Here is a 19,044-nt window from a genome sequence, read left to right as displayed (position 1 = left end):
CCCGCGGCGCGATATTGCGCCGCTTCAGCCCTTTCCACCGCACGGACAGCTCAGGATGAAACCCGCCCGCCTGACCCGCATGCAACGCCGGCTCGACACCCGCGAACGGCTCGTCGCCGCCGCTCGCGAATGCTTCATCGCGAACGGCTTCGCCGATACGACCGTCGAGCACATCGTCGAACGCGCTGGCTATACGCGCGGCGCGTTCTATGCGAACTTCGGGCACAAGCGCGAGCTGTTGATCGAGATCCTGCGCCGCGACCGCCCGAAATTACTGACGAAAATGCGACCGGCAGCGCATGAGCGCGAAGGCTCCCGCACCGCCGGCTCCGCGGACATTGCCGCCGGCTGGGAATGTTTCCCGCTGTGGGTCGAGGTGCACCTGTACGCGCTGCGCGATGCCGGGATCCGGCAGATCGTCGACCGGCTGCACGCCGAGCCGGCGCCGCCGACTGCGGCGAGTGGCGCGGCAGACGCGTCGGAGTGCATGCAATCGTCGGCGGAATGGGCGGCGGTGCTCGGCGTCGCGCTGTTGCGTGCCGGTGAATAGTACGCACCGCACGAAGAGCTGACCCAGCACACCGCGATGCGTGCGCCGGCTGAACGGTGCACGCCAGGCTCGGTGCCCGAGTCAACTGACGGGTACCGCACGAGCGCTCGGGGTGGCTTGGCGGCCGCCTGCGTCACCCCGTTGCGTCACTGTGCCGTCTCGGCCGTATCCACAACGGGCAGCGGCCGGCTTGCGATCTTCTCGGCTTCCGCACGCTTGAGCCCCAGCGTATGCAGCAGCGTCGCCGCCGTGCGTTCCGGAAAATGCTCTCCGCTGAAGCCGAGCTCCTTCAGGACACCGGCTGCCGGCGCGCCCGGCGCGACGAAGTTGAGTTCGGCGGCAATCGCGGTCAGCACCGTACCGCCGACCGAAAGGAAGCCGACGAATGGGTCGGCGACATCGAAGCGCTTCTCGGCGATACCGCGCTCCATGTCCCGCAGCAGGCGTTGACCCAGGCCAAGCGTCAGGACGCGCGCCGAAAAACCCTCGCGTATCAGGAAGTGTCCCCACACCGGCTCGCGCCGCGCGCGCATCAGCGTATGTCGCACCGAGACGGAAATGATTTCCGCCGGGTCGGACAAGCCGCTGGCCACGCGGTCGAGCGAATCCGCGAACTCCTCGAATACCGATTCCACGAGGGTCGCGTAGATCGCCTCCTTCGATTCGAAGTGGTTGTAGAACGAGCCGAAGCCGACGTCGGCGGCCTCGGTGATTTCGTTGATGGCAACGCCTTCCATGCCCTTCTCGGCCATCAGTCTGAGCGCGGCATCCAGCAGGCGGGCGCGGGTCTCCCGCTTGCGGCGCGCGCCACGCGGCTCGCGCTCTTCGGCGACCGCGGGACTGGATGCTTCCGGAGCGGAGCGCTTTGGTGTGCGGCGGCTCGGTGTATTCGTCATGACGTTTTCGATCCTTGTTCGTGCCCAAGTATAGATTCAAACGTCTACATTGACAAAGTCATCATCTATGATTTTAATGTCATCAAGGACGGCAGAACACGGCCTCAAGACCGATCGAACGACGAATGGAGATACGGTGGAGACACACATGCACACGGGCGCCAGCGCGTCCATTCACAACTGCTCGCACGCGTCGCCGAAGTGCGGGCTGCCTTCGATGCTCGGCGCATTGATCGCAGGATTCACGCCGGTCGGCGCCGCATCGGGCCATTTTTCGGCCAGTCACGGCACCGGCGACGAGGCGCGCCGCTCCCATGCGAAATCGACGAGCGACCTCGCGACATTCGTGGTCCGGCCAGTGATGTCCTGCGACGGTGAGATTGCATGCCCGCCGTTGCGCGGCAAGCCCCTCGATGCGACGGCGCCCGCCTTCGCAATTGTCATTCGACCTGCCTGATTGTCATCCGCCATGAAACTGACCACCCCACAACCGGCTCGCCACCCGCACCCCACGACGAAGGCATCGGCGCTCGCCTATCTGATCTTCGATCGCCCCGATCTCGACGAGGCAGAGCACTTTCTCAACGACTTCGGACTCCGAACGGTGCTGCGGGATGACACGCAATTGCTGCTGCGCGGAACCGGCAGCGCACACTTCTGTTATGTCGTTCGCCACGCGCCGAAGGCCCGCTTCGTAGGCTTCGGATTGCAGGTCGACAGTCGTGCCGATCTCGAGGCGCTCGCCAAAATCCCTGGCGCGTCGGAGATCGAGGCATCGGATTGGCCAGGCGGCGGCCTCCGGGTGCGGCTCGCCGATCCGTCGGGTTTTCGGGTCGACGCGATTGCCGGCCAGACCCGGGCCGACACGTTGCCGCACCGTGCCGCGCTTTCATTCAACTCGGTCGACACGCCGTTGCGGATCAACGAAACGCAGCGGCCGCCGGCGAGCGCGCCCGAGGTCATTCGGCTCGGACACGTCGTGCTCGAACTCGCCGACTACCAGGAAACCTGCGCGTGGTACACGCGACATTTCGGGTTCATCCCCAGCGATGTCCAGGTGCTGCCGGACGGCTCACCCGCGGTTGCCTTCATGCGGCTCGATCTCGGCGACCGGCCGGCCGACCACCATACGCTCGCGCTCGCCCAGGGGTTCGTGCCGACTTATAGCCACAGCGCGTACGAACTGGTCGACGCCGATGCCGTCGGCATGGGCCAGCGCACGCTCCGGGACAACGGTTGGGCACACGCGTGGGGCATCGGCCGGCACATTCTCGGCAGCCAGATCTTCGACTATTGGCAGGACCCGTGGGGCGACAAGCACGAACACTATTGCGACGGCGACCTGTTCACGGCCGACGAGCCGACGGGCGTACACGCGGTCAGCCGCGAAGCGATGGCGCAGTGGGGCCCGACGATGCCGCGCAGCTTCACGAAGCCCCGGCTCACGCCGTCGAGCCTCGCGGCGCTGTTCCGCAACCTGCGCCGCAGTCCCGATCTGACGGTCAGCAAGCTGCTGACCCTGGCGAAGCTGTTCGCCTGATCCCCAACCGCCCATTCGACTCACGAGAGATCATTCATGTCACTGCATGTCCTGCACTTCCGGCATCATGGCCGCGCCCAATGGGGCGTGGTCGCCAACGGCGCCATCACGCCGATTCCCGGCGACTTCGAGACAACCGCGAGCTTTCTCGCGGCGAATCCGGTTGAACGACTCGTCTCGCTCGACGGAGCGACGATTCCGGAGTCGGACGTGGAGTGGCTGCCACCGGTGACCGCCAACCAGCAATTCGTCTGCCAGGGGGCGAATTATCGTCGGCACATGATCGAATCCGGCATGGATCCGGACGCGAAAAAGTTCAACATGATCTTCACGAAAGCGACGAGTTGCATCGTCGCCGCCGACTCACGAGTCGTGAAACCCCGGCACGTCCGGTTTCTCGACTACGAAATCGAGCTCGGCCTCATCCTCAAACGCGACATCACGTCTCATCAGCAGATCACGGATGCGAACCTGCACGACTATGTCGCCGGCACCGTGATCGTCAACGACTATTCCGCGCGCGATGTCCAGATCCCGCAGATGCAGTTCTACAAGGGCAAGAGCTTCCGGACGTTCGGCCCGGTCGGCCCCTATCTGTGCCTGCTCGAGCGGCATGACTTCCCGAAGCTGAAGACGCTCGACCTGACGTTGACCGTCAACGGCGCGGTGCGCCAGCAGGACTCGACATCGAACCTCGTCTACGGTCCGTCGGAAACGTTGACCGAGTTGTCCGGCGTGCACGACCTTCACGCCGGCGACCTGCTCGCGACCGGCACGCCGGCCGGTTGCGCACTCAGCATCCCGTCGCCGCTCAAGCAGCGAGCCGTCGCGCTTTTCCCCGAATCCGTCAAATGGAAGATGTTCATGAAGGTGCAGGCGGGGCGCGCGCAGTATCTGAAGGCCGGAGACATCGTCGAAGCCCGGATCGCGAGCCGCGACGGATCGATCGACCTGGGCGTGCAACGTAACGAGATCGTGGACGAAGCAGCATGAACGGCATCGCAACCCTAGACGACGTGCTGGCGATCGAAGCGCCGGGCCTTCCGCCGGACCTTCCGGCCAGCACGTACGAGATGATCTGCGCCGGTGCGGCCATCGATCCGTCCGCCCCCGCCCTCTCCTTTTTCATGACCGCCGACGCGCACCGCGACGCCGAGTGCTGGACCTATCGCGAGCTGGTCCGTGACATCACGCGCACGGCCAACATGTTCGCGCGCCTCGGTGTGAATTCGCAGTCGGTGATCGCTTATGTGCTGCCCAATCTGCCCGAAACGCATTTCGTGATCTGGGGCGGACAGGCGACCGGCATCGTATGCGCGATCAATCCGCTGCTTGAAGGCGAAGCGATCGGTCAGCTGCTCAAAGCCGCCGGCGCCAGCGTGCTCGTGACGCTCGCGCCATTTCCCGGGACTGATCTCTGGCAAAAAGTCGCGGACATCCTTCATGAGGTCGAGCCGCTGCGGCATCTCGTGCTGGTCAACCTGGCCGATCGCGTGCGGGGCATGGCGCAGTCGGCGGCACGCACGCTCCAGCACGACGCGTGTGCGCAGTTGTACGGCGCTGGCGGTTTGCGCAGCGCCGTGCCTGCGCACATCCAGATCCACGACTTCGGTACGGCAATCGCGCAGGAATCCGGTATGGCGCTCGACAATGCGCGCCGCATTCGACCCGGCGACATGTCCTCTTACTTCTGTACCGGCGGAACCACCGGGTTGCCGAAAATCGCGATGCGCAGTCACGGCAACGAAGTCGCGAATGCCTGGAGCGCCGGCCGGTTCTTCGGCGACAGTATCGGCCCCGGCAAAACGACTTTTTGCGGCTTGCCGCTCTTTCACGTCAACGCCGCGATGGTGACCGGCCTCCTGCCATTCTCGCGCGGTGCCCATGTCGTGCTCGGCACACCGCAGGGTTACCGGGGCGACGGCGTCGTCAAACGCTTCTGGGAAATCGTCGAACATCATCGCATCAATTTCTTCAGCGGCGTCCCGACGCTTTATGCTTCGCTGCTCGACATTCCTGCCGACGATCATGTCATCGACTCGCTCGAATACGGCTTGTGCGGTGCCGCGCCGATGCCGGTCGGCGTCTTCAGGGCCTTCCAGGAAAAAACGGGCATCCGGATTCTCGAAGGTTACGGCCTGACCGAAGGAACGTGCGTGAGCAGCGTCAACCCGCCGAACGGCGAGCGTCGGCTGGGATCAATCGGGCTTCGCATCCCCTTCCAGGCGATGAAGGCGGTCGTCGTGGACGATGCGGGACGGTATCTGCGCGACTGCGCAGCCAACGAAGAGGGGTTGCTCCTCATCTCCGGGCCGAACGTGTTCACCGGCTACACGCGTGCCGACCAGAACGAGGCCCTGTGGCTCGATCTCGGCGACGGCAAGCGCTGGCTCAACACGGGCGACCTCGGCCGCTGCGACATCGACGGTTACTTCTGGCTGACCGGCCGCAAGAAGGAGTTGATCATCCGGGGCGGACACAATATCGACCCGGCGACGATCGAGGAACCGCTGCATCGACACCCGGCGGTCCAGATCGCAGCGGCGATCGGTCGCCCCGATGCCTATGCCGGCGAGTTGCCGGTCGCGTATGTTCAGCTCAAGCCGGGCATGACCGCGACCGAACGCGATCTGGAAGTGTTCATTCAGCAGGAGATTGCGGAACGCGCCGCCCTGCCCAAGCACGTCCGAATCGTCGAAGCGATCCCGCTCACCGGCGTCGGCAAGATATTCAAACCGGAACTCAAGCGCCGCGAGACGAGCGACGCACTCCGCGCGGCATTGGACCAGGGCGGAGCGCCAGGCGCATCAGTCGACGTCTCGACCAGTGATTCCGGCGGAATGTCGGTCTCGGTCGAGCTGAGCGATCCCGGGCTCGAGACTGCCGCGCGCTTCGTGCTGGGGCGTTTTCCGTTTGCGTTCTCGATCTCGTTCGCAGCGGAACCCATTCGCTCGTCCGGTCCGGCAGCAACACATCTGCGGTGACGGAGGCGCGCGACTAGCCGCGACAACACAAATTCCGAGAGCGGCTTGTCACTATCAATAAGGTATCCAAAGCAACTGTAGTTCTTTAATCGGACCGAGACAGAGGAGACGCAAAATGAAATTGAGGCGAACGACGAGTTTCGCAGGTGCGATGGTTTGCATCTGCACGGCTGCACTTGCCGACAACGCAGATGCGCAGACGGCCGGAAGCATCACTACTTCGGTTGGATGGCTGCACGTCGCGCCCCAGGGCGACGCGACGCCCCTGACCGTGCAAAGTGTCGGCGGCGCAACGGTGAATCAGCAGATGGCTGGTACCGGGGCGCATGCCAGCTCGACGGATACGATGGGCATCACCACCGAGTACTACGTCACCGACAACATTGGTGTCGCCATGCTGTTCGGACTGCCACTGACAGTCAATCTGGTCGGTGACGGGACGTTGCAGAAGTACGGAACCCTCGGCACGACAAGGCCGATGCCGCCCGCCATCGAACTTCGATATCACCTGTTTTCAGCTGAATCGAAATTCCGTCCGTACGTAGGACTTGGCGTCAACTACACGTGGTTCACCCAGGTTCGGGCGACCAATCGCCAGTTCGTCACCGACAGCTTCGGGCCGGGCGGCTCGGCGCGCGCGACACTCAGTTCATCATGGAACCCGGTGTTCGAGCTCGGGGCGAGTTACGCGATGACCAAACATTGGTCGGTCGGTGCTTCCGTCGGCTACATGCCGGTGAAGACCCACCTCACGTTATACGGACAGACCGCGACCGGCACGCAGATCGTTTCCACATCGACGCTCCGACTCAATCCCGTCAACGTTTTCCTGAACGTCGCTTATACGTTCTAGCGGGTGCGTCCCGATGCCAGCCCCCCGCATGGAAGCAACACTTTGGATCGAACGATGAAACGACAGGCTCTCAAGACCATTCTTTTTGCATTGCCCAAGGTTCTGGACCTGACGGCGCGCCGCTTCCCCGCCTACCGCGATCGCCTCAAGGAGCGCAATCTCGTCGCGTGGATCGGGCTCATGGATCAAAGCATCGGTCGCGCCATCGAGTTCAGGAATGGCCGCATTCGGTCGCGCGCCGGCAAGCATCCGCGGCCCGATGTACGCATGGCCTTCAAGGACGTCGCCACCGCCCTGAAGTTCCTTTCCCCGAACCCGGACCAGGGCGAGATCGTCCACGCCGCCAAGAACTTCAAGGTGGTCACCGAGGGCGAGGACGAACTGCTGGTTTGGCTCATGCAGACCCTGAGCATGATGCGCACGGTCGGCCTGACGATGGGCACGCCCATGCGCGACGGCACCCGACGCTACACCACCTGTACCAATGGCGGGCCCCTGTTCGTCTACGTCAAGGATGGCCGCATCGTCCGCGTGACGCCCATCGAGCTGGACGATACGGATGCGTCAAGCTGGGTGATCGAGGCACGCGGACGCCGCTTCAGCCCGCCACGGCGCGGACTGGTCGCGCCCCACGCGTTGACCCTCAAGTCGCTGGTCTACTCCGACAAGCGCATCCTTCACCCGATGAAACGGGTCGACTTCGACCCGGACGGCGAGCGCAATCCGCAGAACCGGGGCAAGTCCGGCTATGTGCGTATCAGCTGGGACGAGGCCCTGGACATCGTCGCCAAGGAGATCAACCGGCAGAAGCGTGTTCACGGCCCCGGTTCCATCACGTTCCCGATGTCGTCCCACCACCAGTGGGGCAACGTCGGCTACTACCTCAGCGCGCTGACGCGCTTCGCCAACCTGATCGGCTTCACCCGGGTCGCCGCGAATCCGGACAGCTGGGAAGGCTGGTACTGGGGCGCGATGCATCATTTCGGCAACTCGATGCGTGTCGGCGTGCCCGCCGGCTACGGCGGCCTCGAGGACGGTCTCAAGGAGGCCGAAATGATCGTCTTCTGGTCCTGCGACCCCGAAAGTACCAACGGGGCCTACGCCGGATTCGAGGGAACCCCGCGCCGCCTGTGGGCCAAGGAGCTCGGCATCGAGTTCGTTCACATCGACCCGCACTGCAATCCCACCGCACAGCTGCTGGGCGGCCGCTGGATCCCGATCCGGCCGCAAACCGATGCCGCGCTGGCGACCGCCATCATGTACGTCTGGACCGTGGAGGGCCTCTACGACAAGGATTACGTCGCGACGCGCACGACCGGTTTCGACGATTGGAAAGCCTACCTGCTGGGCGAAACCGACGGTACTCCCAAGACACCCGAGTGGCAGGAAAGCGAGACCGGCGTGCCGGCCAAGGACGCCCGTGCGCTTGCGCGCCTGTGGGGGAAGAAGAAGGTGCATCTCGCCGTCGGGATGACCGGCGCGGGATTCGGCGGCGCGGGCCGCGGGGCGACCGGCGCGCAATGGGCGCGCTGCATGATCATGATGATGTCCATGCAGGGCTGGGGCAAGCCGGGGGTGAATTTCGGCTGCCTCGAAATCGGCGTCCCGCACGACCTCCAGTTCTACTTCCCCGGCTACGCGGACGGCGGCATTTCGGGCGACCTGGCGTGGACCGCCAATGCGGTGGACAACTACCAGCGCATGCCGCATATCCTGACCATGAATCCCGTCAAGCAAATGGTGCCGCGACAGCAGATGCCCGATGCGATTCTCAACGGTCACGCCACCGGTTATCTCTGGGACGGCATGTCCCAGGAAGCCCAGTTTGCGCCGTTCACGTACCCGATGCCCGGCTATTCGCCGATCCACATGATCTATCGCTACGGCGGATCCGCGTTCAGTACCGTGACGAATTCCGGACGCTGGACGCAGGCCTACCGGCACTCGAGCATCGAGTTCGTCGTCAATCAGTCGATCTGGATGGAAGGCGAAGCCCAGTTCGCCGACATCATCCTGCCCGCGTGCACTTCGCTGGAGCGCTGGGACATCGGAGAATGGGCGAATTCGGGCGGCTACGCCCACCACGGGTATGGCACGGTCAACCATCGCATGCTGACGCTGCAGCACAAGTGCATCGAACCCCTGGGCGAGTCCCGCTCCGACTACGACATTTTCACTGCCATCCTGACCCGGTTGGGCCTGGGTGGCATTTTCACCGAAGGCTGCGGAGATCTCGACTGGGTCAAGCGCGTCTTCGACTCGTCGGATCTGCCCGATCACATTTCGTGGCGCGAATTTTGCCGCAAGGGCTATTTCGTCGTGCCGCCCGAAAAGCCCGAACTGCGCCATCCCGTGGACATGCGTTGGTATGCGGAAGACAGGAAGAAGGACCTGCCGGAACCTCATCCGCTGCCGTCACAGTTCTCGGAGCGGTTCGGCAAGGGCCTGCAGACGCCGAGCGGCAAGCTGGAGTTCGTGCCCGAGTTGCTGAAGCGGCACACCGCGGACAATCCGGAGCGCCCACCGCTCAACCGATATATCCCCTCCTGGGAGGGGATGCGATCGGACCTGGCCCGGCGCTACCCGCTGCAACTGATCGCCACCCACAGCCGCTACAGCTTCCATACCCATTGCGACGGCAAGAATTCTGCCGTGAACGGCATCGACGATCACCGCGCGCTGATCGCGGGGCACCGGTTCTGGCTCCTGAGACTCAATCCGGCTGACGCTGCGGCTCGACGCATTGCCCATCGCGATCTCGTCAAAGTACACAACGACCGCGGCGCCGTGATCTGTGCGGCCGATGTCTCGCCCCTGGTGAACGCCGGAGTGGTGAAATCCTACGAGGCGAGCGCTGAATTTCAGCTGATCGAAATCGATGGCGAGCAAGTCGAGATCGGCGGCTGCATGAACATGCTGACCCCCGATCGGCCGCAGACCGCCGGCACCAGCAGCATGAGCCCGAATTCCTGCCTGGTGCAGGTCGAGAAATGGCGCGGTGCCGAGGCATTCATGCTCGGTCGCGCAGCGTGAGGAATTTCAAATGAGCAAGTGGAACCTGATCATCAACGTCGGCCGTTGCGAGAACTGCCAGAACTGTGTGATCGCCGCGCGAGACGAGCACGTCGGCAATGACTTCCCCGGCTATACGGCACCCGCCTCGGCCAGTGCCGAGAGCCCCATCCGCATCCTGCGTCGTGTACAGGGTGCTTCGCACATGATCGAGACCACTTACTTGCCGGTCATGTGCAACCACTGCGACGACGCGCCCTGCATGCGTGTGGGCGGCAGCGCCATTCGCAAGCGCGCCGACGGCATCGTCATCATCGATCCGGACAAGGCGCGAGGCCGAAAGGACATCGTCAAGGCGTGCCCTTACAAGGCGATCGTCTGGAACGAAGAACTGCAACTGCCGCAGATCTGGATCTTCGATGCGCATTTGCTCGACCAGGGCTGGTCCCGCCCGCGTTGTCAGCAGTCGTGCCCCACCGATGTCTTCGAGACGGTCAAGCTCGATGACACGGCGATGGCCGAGAAGGCCAGGCGTGAGGGACTCAAGGTATTGCGACCCAACCTGAGAACGAAGCCCCGCGTGTGGTATAGCGGCCTCGAGCGTTGGGAAACGTGCTTCGTCGGCGGAAGTGTCAGTGCCGAGGCAGGAGACGTGGTCGAGTGTGTCACGGATGCGGTCGTCGTCTTGTATGCAGGTAATCGGCAGGTAGCCGAAACCGTCTCGGACGGCTTCGGCGATTTCCGGTTCGACGGCCTGGCCAGGGGCAGCGGCCTCTACCGAGTCCAAATCCGGCATGCCCGCGGCAATGCCTGGCGCGAGTGCAGATTGGGCGACAGCGCCTACCTGGGCGAGATCAGGCTCAGCCGGTCGACCAACACCGTGGCGATCGAGTGCTCATGATCCGGGCGAAACTGGACGCTGCGGTTACCGACGGTGAGCGAATCAGAAAAAACAAGGCCGGGCAGAACACCCGGCCTTCGCCAACGCCATGCCGCATGCGCACCGCCCAAACGGAGGCACGCACGCGACCACCCGGTCGTCAGACCGCCATCACCGTCACCGACTTCGTGACGAGATACGGCTCCAGCGCTTCCGGCCCGCCTTCCGACCCGTAGCCCGAATCCTTCACGCCGCCGAACGGCATTTCCGGCCAGGGCGTCGCCGGCTGGTTGATCCACAGCATCCCGACTTCAAGGCGCTGCGTCAGCAGGTGCACGTTCGCGAACGAACGCGTGAACGCATAGCCGGCCAGCCCGAACGGCAGACGATTGGCTTCGGCGATCGCGTCCTCGAGCTTGTCGAAACCGCGGATCGCCGCGACCGGGCCGAACGGCTCGTTGTTGAACACGTCCGCTTCGAGCGGCACGTTCGCGATCACGGTCGGCGCGAAGAAGTTGCCTTCCGAGCCGATCCGTTCGCCGCCGGTCTCGATGCGCGCGCCGACCTTGCGCGCGTTCTCGACGACCGACGCCATCGCGGTCAGCCGGCGCGGGTTCGCCAGCGCGCCGAGCGTCGTGCCTTCCTCGAGGCCGTTGCCGACCTTCAGCCCCTGCGCATGCGCGACCAGCGCACGCGTGAATTCGTCGCGGATGCTGTTGTGCACGAGGAAGCGCGTCGGCGAGATGCACACCTGGCCCGCGTTGCGGAACTTCGCGCCACCGGCGGCCTTCACCGCCAGCGCGACGTCCGCGTCCTCGGCGACGATCACCGGCGCGTGGCCGCCCAGCTCCATCGTCGCGCGCTTCATGTGCTGGCCCGCGAGCGCCGCGAGTTGCTTGCCGACCGGCGTCGAGCCCGTGAAAGTCACCTTGCGGATCACCGGATGCGGAATCAGGTACGACGAGATTTCCGCCGGATCGCCGTACACGAGACCGACCACACCGGCCGGCACGCCCGCGTCGACGAACGCGCGCAGCAGCGCGGCCGGCGATGCCGGGGTTTCTTCCGGCGCCTTCACGAGGAACGAACAGCCGGTCGCCAGCGCGGCGCTCAGCTTGCGCACGACCTGGTTGACCGGGAAATTCCACGGCGTGAACGCCGCGACCGGTCCGACCGGCTCCTTCACGACGGTCTGCTGCGCGCCGAGATTGCGCGGCGGCACGATCCGGCCATACACGCGGCGGCCTTCGTCCGCGAACCATTCGATGATGTCGGCGGCCGACAGCACTTCCACACGCGCTTCCGTCAGCGGCTTGCCCTGCTCCTGCGTCATCAGCTGCGCGATCGTGTCGGCGCGCTCGCGCACCAGCGCGGCGGCCTTGCGCATCGTCGCCGCACGCTCGTGCGCGGGCACCTTGCGCCATGCTTCGAAACCGCGCTGTGCCGCGGCCAGCGCGCGATCGAGATCGGCGATGCCCGCGTGGGCCACCTTGCCGATCGCCTTGCCCGTCGCCGGGTTCACGACGTCGATCGTCTTGCCGCTCGCGGCGTCGACCCACTCGCCGTCGATCAGCAGTTGCGTATCCGTATAAGTCACGTTAGCCATCCAGACACCCCAGTTTTACGTCGATAAAACGCGCGCGGCCGCGAACGGCCGCACGCCGGTTGACAGAAAGCGCTGCGCCACCGGGCGCCCCGCACCCGGCAATGTTCGACGACGGGCGCGCGGCACGCATGCCCGCCGTCATTCGCCACGGTCGGTCGCGCTGAGCGGTCAGCGCGCGGCCGCCGTCGCCTTGCGGAGTTTCGCGACCTCCGTCGCCTGCACGGCCGGCGCGCCGTTGTTCCAGCCGGCGCGCATGAACGTCAGCACGTCGGCGATCTGCTGGTCGTTCAGCTGGTTCGCGAACGCCGGCATCGGGTACGCGGACGGCACGCCACCGATCACGAGCGACTCGCTGCCGTTCAACGTCACGTTGATCAGCGACGCGGCATCGGCCTCGAGCACGTTCGGGTTGCCGGCGAGCGGCGCGAGCAGCGGCGCGTAGCCGCGGCCGTCCGCGCCATGACAATGCAGGCAGTAAGCGTTATACACCTTTGCGCCCGGATCGTTCGCCGGCCGGCCCAACACGACCTGCGTCGCCTTCGGCTCATAACGGTAAGGCGGCGCGCCCGTGCCGCCCGCTGCCGGCAGCGATTTCAGGTAGCGGGACATCGCCGCCAGATCGTCGTCGGTCAGTTCCTGCGTGCTGTGGTTGATCACGCTGACCATCGAGCCGAACGCGGTCGCATGCCGGTTCGCGCCGGTCTTCAGGAATTGCGCGATATCCGCATCGCTCCAGCGGCCCAGCCCGGTATTGTGCTCGCCGGTCAGGTTCGACGCGAACCAGTTGTCGATCGGCGCGCCCGACAGGAACGCCGAACCGCCCTCGTCCAGCGCCTTCTCCTGGAAGCCGACACCGCGCGGCGTATGGCACGATCCGCAGTGCCCGAGCCCCTGCACGAGATATGCGCCGCGGTTCCACATCGCATCCTTGGCCGGCTTGTCGGCATAAGGCGTCGTATCGAGGAACACCATGTTCCACAACGCGAGCGGCCAGCGCATGTTGAGCGGCCACGGGATGTCGGACGCCCGGTTCGCCTGCTTCACCGGCTCGACGCCGTGCATGAAGTACGCGTACAGCGCCTTCACGTCGTCGTCCTTCAGCTTCGCGTACGACGGATACGGCATCGCCGGATACAGGTTGTGACCGTCCTTCGCGACGCCCTTGCGCAACGCGTTCGCAAAATCGGCTTCCGTATAGCCGCCGATGCCCGTGTCCGGGTCGGGCGTGATGTTGGTCGTGTAGATCGCGCCCATCGGCGTGACCATCTTCAGGCCGCCGGCGAACGGCGTGCCGCGCGGCGCGGTGTGGCACGCGACGCAATCGCCGGCCTTCGCGAGATACGCGCCGCGTGCGACCAGCGCGCTGTCGGCGGCCGCCGCTTGCGCGGCGTGCGCCGCCGTGCCGGCCATCAGCGCGGACAGCGCGATCAACGACGTGCCGAACGTGCGAGCGGCGCGACTCAGGCGGTTCGGACGATTCGAGGTGAGGTTTCGCATGGTTCGTGTCCTCCCCTCAAGCCGTCTTCAGCTGGTTGCCGACCGGCAGCTTGCGCAGCCGCGTGCCGGTCGCCGCGAAGATCGCGTTCGACACGGCAGCCGCGGTCGCCGCGGTGCCCGGCTCGCCGATTCCGCCCGGCGCCTCGGCGCTTTTGACGAGATGAACCTCGATCGGCGGCGTCTCGTTGATGCGCATCACCCGGTAGTCGGTGAAGTTGCTCTGCACGACGCGGCCGTCCTCGATCGTGATCTCGCCATACAGCGCGCCCGTGATCCCGAAGATGATGCCGCCCTGCACCTGCGCCTCGATCGTGCTCGGATTCACGGCCATCCCGCAGTCGACCGCGCACACGACACGCTTGACCTGCACTTCGCCGCCTTCCACCGCGACGTCGATGACGATCGAGAAGAAGCTGCCGAACGCGTGCATCACCGATACGCCGCGCCCTTGCCCCTTCGGCAGCGGCGTGCCCCAGCCGGCCGCCTTCGTCGCGACATCGAGCACGTTGCGCGCACGCGGCGTCTTGTCGAGCAGCGCGCGGCGGTACTGGACGGGATCGGTCTTGGCCTGCGCGGCGAGTTCGTCGATGAAGCTCTCGACGACGAACGTGCTGCGGGTCGGCCCGACGCCGCGCCAGAACGCGGTCGGCACGTGGCGCGGTTCCTGGCGCACGTAGTCGATCAACTGGTTCGGCAGGTCGTACGGCAGGTCGTTGGCAACCTCGACCGCGTCGGGATCGACGCCGTCCTTGAAGGCCGGCGGTGCGAAGCGCGCGAGGATCGACGAACCGACGATCCGGTGCTGCCATGCGACCGGCTTGCCGTTCGCGTCGAGGCCGGCCGAGATCCGGTCGTAGTAGTACGGGCGATACATGTCGTGCTGGATGTCTTCCTCGCGCGTCCACACGACCTTCACCGGCGCGTTGACCTGCTTCGCGATCTTCACGGCCTGGCCGATCATGTCCGTTTCGAGCCGTCGGCCGAAACCGCCGCCGAGCAGGTGGTTGTGCACGACGATCCGGTCGGGCGCGAGACCTGTGAGCTTCTGCACGGTGTCGACCGCCCGCGTCGGCACCTGCGTGCCGACCCAGATCTCGCAGCCGTCGCCGCGCACGTGCACCGTGCAGTTCACCGGCTCCATCGTTGCGTGCGCAAGGAGCGGCTGTTCGTAGACGGCATCGATGCGCGTCTTCGCGTTCGCGAACGCGCGGCCGACGTCGCCGTCCTTGCGCGCGACCGCACCCTTGCCATTCGCTGCGGCCTGCGCGAGATCGGCGACGATGTCCTTCGTCGACACCTTCGCGCCCGCGCCTTCGTTCCACTTCACGACGAGCGCCGACGCGCCGCGCTTCGCGGCCCACGTGTGATCGCCGACCACCGCGACCGCGTTGTCCGCGCGCACGACTTGGCGCACGCCCGGAATCTTCTTCGCGGCCGTGTCGTCGACGCTCGCGACCGTGCCGCCGAACACCGGGCTGTTCACGATCACCGCATACAGCATGCCGGGCACGCGCACGTCGAGCCCGAACTGCGCGGTGCCGTCGACCTTCTCCGGCGAGTCGAGCCGCTTCACCGGCTTGCCGATCAGCTTGAAATCGGCCGGCTGCTTCAGCGCGACGTCCTTCGGCACCGGCAGCTTCGACGCGGCATCCGCGAGCTGGCCGTACGATACGCGCCGGCCGCTCGGCGTGTGCTGCACTTCGCCGTTCGCCGCCCGGCAGTTGGCCGGATCCACGTTCCATTGCTTCGCCGCCGCCGAAACCAGCAGCGTGCGTGCGGTCGCGCCCGCGCGGCGCAGCGGTTCCCACGCGTACCGCACCGACGTCGAGCCGCCCGTCAGTTGGCCGCCGAGCAGCGGATCGAGGAACAGCTTCTCGTTCGGGGGCGCATGGTCGAGCGTGACGTTCGACAGCGGCACCTCGAGTTCCTCGGCGATCAGCATCGGCAGCGCCGTGTAGACACCCTGGCCCATTTCGACCTTCGGCATCACCAGCGTGACCTTGCCGGCGCGGTCGATCTGCACGAACGCGTTCGGCGCGAATACGCCGGCGCGCGCGCGTTCGTCCGCATCGCCGCCGATCACCGAGCGCCGTGCCTCATCGCCCGCCGCCGGCATGCTGAAGCCGAGCAGCAGGCCGCCGCCCGCCGCCGCGCCGAGCGACATGCCCGCCTTGAGAAACGAGCGGCGCGACACGCCCGCGCCGGCCCGACCCGCTTCGATCAGTCCTCGCGACATGTCAGCCTCCGCAGAGCCGCCTCAAGGAGGCTGACCGCCCCCTCGGGGGGCAGCGAACAAAGTGAGCGTGGGGGCTGTTTCATCTCATATCCCCTTCGCGGCGTGTTTGACCGCCGCGCGAATCCGGTTGTAGGTACCGCAGCGGCAGATGTTGCCGGCCATCGCCGCGTCGATGTCGGCGTCGCTCGGGTTCGGGTTCGATGCGATCAGCGCGGTGGCCGCCATCACCTGCCCGGACTGGCAGTAGCCGCACTGGACGACGTCCAGCTCGCGCCACGCCTGCTGGACCTTCTGCCCGGCCGGCGTCGCGCCGACGGCTTCGATCGTCGTGATCTTGCGGCCCGCGACGGCCGCGACCGGCAGTACGCATGCGCGTGCGGCGAACCCGTCGAGATGCACGGTGCACGCGCCGCATTGCGCGATCCCGCAGCCGAATTTCGTGCCGGTCAGGCCGACGACGTCGCGCAGGACCCATAGCAGGGGCATGTCGTCGGGCGCGTCGACCGTGCGGTTCTCGCCGTTGATGTTGAGGGTGACCATTCAGACTCCGGGGCCGGTGTATTGGGGAAGCGGCGCGAACGATGCGCTACGCCGCGTTGTCGTTGTCATTGCCGTCGCGTCATGCGTGACGGTTGCCGCGCGGCCCGGGCGGAGCGAGCCGCGACGACGGTGCCGCGTCGTTACTCGGCCACGTCGATGCCCGACAGCACCTTGATGACGGGCGGCGCCGCGAACCAGTCGGCCGACTTCACGCGAAATTCCGTGAAGTGCGGGCTGGCGAGGTGCGCGTCGAACGCGGCCTGGTCGTCGTAGATCTCGTACAGGTGCAGGTTCGGCGAACCGTCCTGCTCGCGGAACAGGTCGTAGCGCCGGTTGCCCGGCTCGACGCGCGTCTTGGCGACCATGCTGCGCAATTCGGCCTCGGCGGCCTGCGCGTGTTCGGGTTTCAGGAACAGGGAAGCAATCACGTGAAGCGTCATCTTTGTCACTCCTTTCGAAACGGAATCGAGCATGCCACAAGCCGGCGTCTCGCGACGCCAGCGTGCAATCGTCGTGTGTCGTCTTGCGCCGGTGTCAGGCCAGTTCGTCCGGACCCACGCGCACGACGACCTTGCCGAAATTCTTGCCGGCGAGCAAACCAATCAGCGCATTCGGCGCATCGGCGAGATCGGGGATGACATCCTCGAGCGCCTTCACCTTGCCCTGCGCGAGCCACTCGCTCATCTCCGTCAGGAACTGCGCGTAGCCCGTCGCGTAATGATCGAAAATGATGAAGCCCTGCATCCGGATGCGCTTGCGCAGGATCGTCCCCATCAGCAACGGCAGGCGATCGGGGCCGGCCGGCAACGCGGTGTCGTTGTAATGGGCGATCAGCCCGCACACCGGCACGCGCGCATGCTCGTTGAGCAGCGGCCACACCGCATCGAACACGGCGCCGCCGACGTTCTCGAAATAGACGTCGATACCCTTCGGACAGGCTTCCTTCAGCCGGGCGGCGAATTGCGGATCGCGGTGATCGACGCAATCGTCGAAGCCGAGCGTGCCCTTCACGTACGCGACCTTGTCGGCGCCGCCCGCGACGCCGATCACGCGGCAGCCCTTCAGCTTCGCGATCTGGCCGACCACCGCACCGACCGCCCCGCTCGCGGCGGCGACGACCACGGTTTCGCCGGCCTTCGGTTCGCCGATCTTCAGCAGCCCGGTGTACGCGGTGAACCCCGGCATGCCGAGCACGCCGAGCGCATGCGACGGATGCGCGAAGTCGCGGCCGAGCGGAATGAGACCGCTGCCGTCCGACAGCGAATAGTCCTGCCAGCCACCGCGCGCGACGACCAGGTCGCCTTCACGATACGCGGGCAGGTTCGACGCCACGACACGGCTGACCGTGCCGCCGACCATCACGTCGCCGAGTTCGACCGGCGGCGCATACGACGGCGCGTCGCTCATCCGGCCGCGCATGTACGGGTCGAGCGACAGCCAGATCGTGCGCAGCAGCACCTGGCCGGCGCCGGGCACCGGTACGTCGCCGGTTTCGAGACGAAAGTCGTTCGGGGTGGGCGCGCCGACCGGGCGCGCGTTCAGGATGATTCTGCGGTTTGCTGCCTTGCCTTGCGGCATGGGAACCTCCGTCAACAGGAAGGGACGTGCACGGGCACGATCGGATCAACGTTGGACAACCGTGATGCGCGAGGCTGCGGCCTTGCCGGCGAATCATCCGGCGGCGGGGCCGCCGCCTCGCGGGTAAAACAATGTGATTTCAGCCTAAGTAGACCAGTCGTCTAGCACTCACGCAAAAAACAAGGCGCGCCTGCGCGCGCCCACATTACGACTGCACTCCGTCGGGCTCGAAGGACGGCAGGTTCAGCATCCGCCGTGTTTCGAGCATCGCGCGTTCGAGCGGTTTGCGGTCGCGGTGAATCTTCTCCAGCAGCGTCGCGCCCAGCCACAGCTCGTAAAGGATCGCGGCCGTATGCGCCGGATCGTCGACGCCGCCCAGCGAACCGTCGGCCAACCCGGCCTCGATCCCGCCCGCGAGTCGCTCGATGATCTGGCCGGTGCCGCGCCGCAGGACCGCGCGCATCGCCTCCGACAAATCGGACACTTCCGCGCCGAGCTTCACCGCGAGGCACTTGCCTTCCGGATCGTCTGCGCACTGCGTGCGCAGCCAGTTGCCCCAGTACGTCATCAGGCGCTGCGCGCCCGAGCCGGCCGGGTGCTTGAGCAGGTTGTCGAGGTGCTCGAGATAGCCTTCGAAATACGATTCGAGCAGCGCCTCGCCGAACGCCTCCTTCGAACCGAAGTAATGGTAGAACGAGCCCTTCGGGATGCCCGCCGCGGCGAGAATCTCGTTCAGACCGACCGCCGAAAACCCCTTGTGGAGCATGATCGGCTTCGCGATATTCAGGATGTGCTGGCGGACTTCCGCGCCTGAAGATGCATTCATGATGGCGTATCTTAGCAACGATTAGACCGGTCGTCTAGTAACGTCG

General features: G+C 65.7%; 16 protein-coding genes. 8 read left to right on the top strand and 8 right to left on the bottom strand.

The genetic code is table 11. The features are described from left to right. Positions 1 to 55: 55 nt before the first annotated feature. A complete protein-coding gene (locus NQV17_RS13175; protein WP_257772611.1) occupies positions 56 to 550 on the top strand; it encodes a TetR/AcrR family transcriptional regulator in 495 nt (164 codons plus the stop codon). A gap of 146 nt (positions 551 to 696) precedes the next feature. Here NQV17_RS13175 and NQV17_RS13170 read toward each other — a convergent pair whose 3' ends face one another. After that, positions 697 to 1,446 carry a TetR/AcrR family transcriptional regulator gene (locus NQV17_RS13170; protein WP_257772610.1) on the bottom strand — a complete coding sequence of 250 codons (750 nt, stop codon included), beginning with the start codon at positions 1,444 to 1,446 and terminating at the stop codon, positions 697 to 699. A 148-nt stretch (positions 1,447 to 1,594) separates the two neighbouring features. Here NQV17_RS13170 and NQV17_RS13165 point away from each other — a divergent pair, with 148 nt between their 5' ends. The 7 genes from NQV17_RS13165 (at position 1,595) to NQV17_RS13135 (ending at position 10,736) form a co-directional block, all read left to right on the top strand. Further along, positions 1,595 to 1,903 (top strand): hypothetical protein, encoded by a 309-nt coding sequence (locus NQV17_RS13165; protein ID WP_257772609.1) that lies wholly within the window; start codon positions 1,595 to 1,597, stop codon positions 1,901 to 1,903. Positions 1,904 to 1,915: 12 nt separating this feature from the next. Further along, a complete protein-coding gene (locus tag NQV17_RS13160) occupies positions 1,916 to 2,986 on the top strand; it encodes a VOC family protein (RefSeq protein ID WP_257772608.1) in 1,071 nt (356 codons plus the stop codon). Positions 2,987 to 3,022: 36 nt separating this feature from the next. After that, positions 3,023 to 3,979 (top strand): fumarylacetoacetate hydrolase family protein, encoded by a 957-nt coding sequence (locus tag NQV17_RS13155; RefSeq protein ID WP_257772607.1) that lies wholly within the window; start codon positions 3,023 to 3,025, stop codon positions 3,977 to 3,979. Then, on the top strand, positions 3,976 to 5,970 hold the full coding sequence (locus tag NQV17_RS13150) for an acyl-CoA synthetase (protein ID WP_257772606.1): 1,995 nt from the start codon (positions 3,976 to 3,978) through the stop codon (positions 5,968 to 5,970). The genes NQV17_RS13155 and NQV17_RS13150 overlap by 4 nt, the downstream gene beginning before the upstream one ends. A 115-nt stretch (positions 5,971 to 6,085) precedes the next feature. Then, positions 6,086 to 6,823: an OmpW family protein gene (locus tag NQV17_RS13145; protein WP_059492797.1), complete on the top strand. Its 738-nt coding sequence runs from the start codon at positions 6,086 to 6,088 to the stop codon at positions 6,821 to 6,823. Between the two features lie 54 nt (positions 6,824 to 6,877). Next, on the top strand, positions 6,878 to 9,856 hold the full coding sequence (locus NQV17_RS13140) for a molybdopterin-dependent oxidoreductase (RefSeq protein ID WP_257772605.1): 2,979 nt from the start codon (positions 6,878 to 6,880) through the stop codon (positions 9,854 to 9,856). Positions 9,857 to 9,866: 10 nt separating this feature from the next. Further along, positions 9,867 to 10,736 carry a 4Fe-4S dicluster domain-containing protein gene (locus tag NQV17_RS13135; protein ID WP_257772604.1) on the top strand — a complete coding sequence of 290 codons (870 nt, stop codon included), beginning with the start codon at positions 9,867 to 9,869 and terminating at the stop codon, positions 10,734 to 10,736. A 139-nt stretch (positions 10,737 to 10,875) separates the two neighbouring features. On the opposite strand, the gene NQV17_RS13130 is transcribed toward NQV17_RS13135, so the two are convergent. The 7 genes from NQV17_RS13130 to NQV17_RS13100 form a co-directional block, all read right to left on the bottom strand. Next, on the bottom strand, positions 10,876 to 12,321 hold the full coding sequence (locus tag NQV17_RS13130) for an NAD-dependent succinate-semialdehyde dehydrogenase (RefSeq protein WP_257772603.1): 1,446 nt from the start codon (positions 12,319 to 12,321) through the stop codon (positions 10,876 to 10,878). A 168-nt stretch (positions 12,322 to 12,489) separates the two neighbouring features. After that, positions 12,490 to 13,818, bottom strand: coding sequence for a cytochrome c (locus NQV17_RS13125; protein WP_374692705.1), 1,329 nt, complete (start codon positions 13,816 to 13,818; stop codon positions 12,490 to 12,492). Positions 13,819 to 13,834: 16 nt separating this feature from the next. Then, complete coding sequence (locus NQV17_RS13120; RefSeq protein ID WP_257772602.1) at positions 13,835 to 16,054, bottom strand: xanthine dehydrogenase family protein molybdopterin-binding subunit; 2,220 nt, start codon at positions 16,052 to 16,054, stop codon at positions 13,835 to 13,837. A gap of 84 nt (positions 16,055 to 16,138) precedes the next feature. Then, positions 16,139 to 16,594: a (2Fe-2S)-binding protein gene (locus tag NQV17_RS13115; protein ID WP_257772601.1), complete on the bottom strand. Its 456-nt coding sequence runs from the start codon at positions 16,592 to 16,594 to the stop codon at positions 16,139 to 16,141. A gap of 140 nt (positions 16,595 to 16,734) precedes the next feature. Further along, positions 16,735 to 17,034 (bottom strand): putative quinol monooxygenase, encoded by a 300-nt coding sequence (locus NQV17_RS13110; RefSeq protein WP_257772600.1) that lies wholly within the window; start codon positions 17,032 to 17,034, stop codon positions 16,735 to 16,737. A gap of 94 nt (positions 17,035 to 17,128) precedes the next feature. Further along, a complete protein-coding gene (locus NQV17_RS13105) occupies positions 17,129 to 18,172 on the bottom strand; it encodes an NADP-dependent oxidoreductase (protein ID WP_124519462.1) in 1,044 nt (347 codons plus the stop codon). 205 nt (positions 18,173 to 18,377) lie between these two features. Continuing rightward, positions 18,378 to 18,998 carry a TetR/AcrR family transcriptional regulator gene (locus NQV17_RS13100; RefSeq protein WP_257772599.1) on the bottom strand — a complete coding sequence of 207 codons (621 nt, stop codon included), beginning with the start codon at positions 18,996 to 18,998 and terminating at the stop codon, positions 18,378 to 18,380. Between the last annotated feature and the right edge of the window lie 46 nt (positions 18,999 to 19,044).

This window comes from Burkholderia sp. SCN-KJ (assembly GCF_024656005.1).
Lineage (GTDB): Bacteria > Pseudomonadota > Gammaproteobacteria > Burkholderiales > Burkholderiaceae > Burkholderia.
Note: the sequence above shows the minus strand (reverse complement) of the source record. Positions and strands in the feature narration are given on the sequence as shown.

Bases quoted from the DNA above. Each gene is read 5' to 3' on its own strand.
- NQV17_RS13175 (WP_257772611.1), top strand. From the start codon at position 56: ATGAAACCCGCCCGCCTGACCCGCATGCAACGCCGGCTCGACACCCGC.
- NQV17_RS13170 (WP_257772610.1), bottom strand. From the start codon at position 1,446: ATGACGAATACACCGAGCCGCCGCACACCAAAGCGCTCCGCTCCGGAA.
- NQV17_RS13165 (WP_257772609.1), top strand. From the start codon at position 1,595: ATGCACACGGGCGCCAGCGCGTCCATTCACAACTGCTCGCACGCGTCG.
- NQV17_RS13160 (WP_257772608.1), top strand. From the start codon at position 1,916: ATGAAACTGACCACCCCACAACCGGCTCGCCACCCGCACCCCACGACG.
- NQV17_RS13155 (WP_257772607.1), top strand. From the start codon at position 3,023: ATGTCACTGCATGTCCTGCACTTCCGGCATCATGGCCGCGCCCAATGG.
- NQV17_RS13150 (WP_257772606.1), top strand. From the start codon at position 3,976: ATGAACGGCATCGCAACCCTAGACGACGTGCTGGCGATCGAAGCGCCG.
- NQV17_RS13145 (WP_059492797.1), top strand. From the start codon at position 6,086: ATGAAATTGAGGCGAACGACGAGTTTCGCAGGTGCGATGGTTTGCATC.
- NQV17_RS13140 (WP_257772605.1), top strand. From the start codon at position 6,878: ATGAAACGACAGGCTCTCAAGACCATTCTTTTTGCATTGCCCAAGGTT.
- NQV17_RS13135 (WP_257772604.1), top strand. From the start codon at position 9,867: ATGAGCAAGTGGAACCTGATCATCAACGTCGGCCGTTGCGAGAACTGC.
- NQV17_RS13130 (WP_257772603.1), bottom strand. From the start codon at position 12,321: ATGGCTAACGTGACTTATACGGATACGCAACTGCTGATCGACGGCGAG.
- NQV17_RS13125 (WP_374692705.1), bottom strand. From the start codon at position 13,818: ATGCGAAACCTCACCTCGAATCGTCCGAACCGCCTGAGTCGCGCCGCT.
- NQV17_RS13120 (WP_257772602.1), bottom strand. From the start codon at position 16,054: ATGTCGCGAGGACTGATCGAAGCGGGTCGGGCCGGCGCGGGCGTGTCG.
- NQV17_RS13115 (WP_257772601.1), bottom strand. From the start codon at position 16,594: ATGGTCACCCTCAACATCAACGGCGAGAACCGCACGGTCGACGCGCCC.
- NQV17_RS13110 (WP_257772600.1), bottom strand. From the start codon at position 17,034: ATGACGCTTCACGTGATTGCTTCCCTGTTCCTGAAACCCGAACACGCG.
- NQV17_RS13105 (WP_124519462.1), bottom strand. From the start codon at position 18,172: ATGCCGCAAGGCAAGGCAGCAAACCGCAGAATCATCCTGAACGCGCGC.
- NQV17_RS13100 (WP_257772599.1), bottom strand. From the start codon at position 18,998: ATGAATGCATCTTCAGGCGCGGAAGTCCGCCAGCACATCCTGAATATC.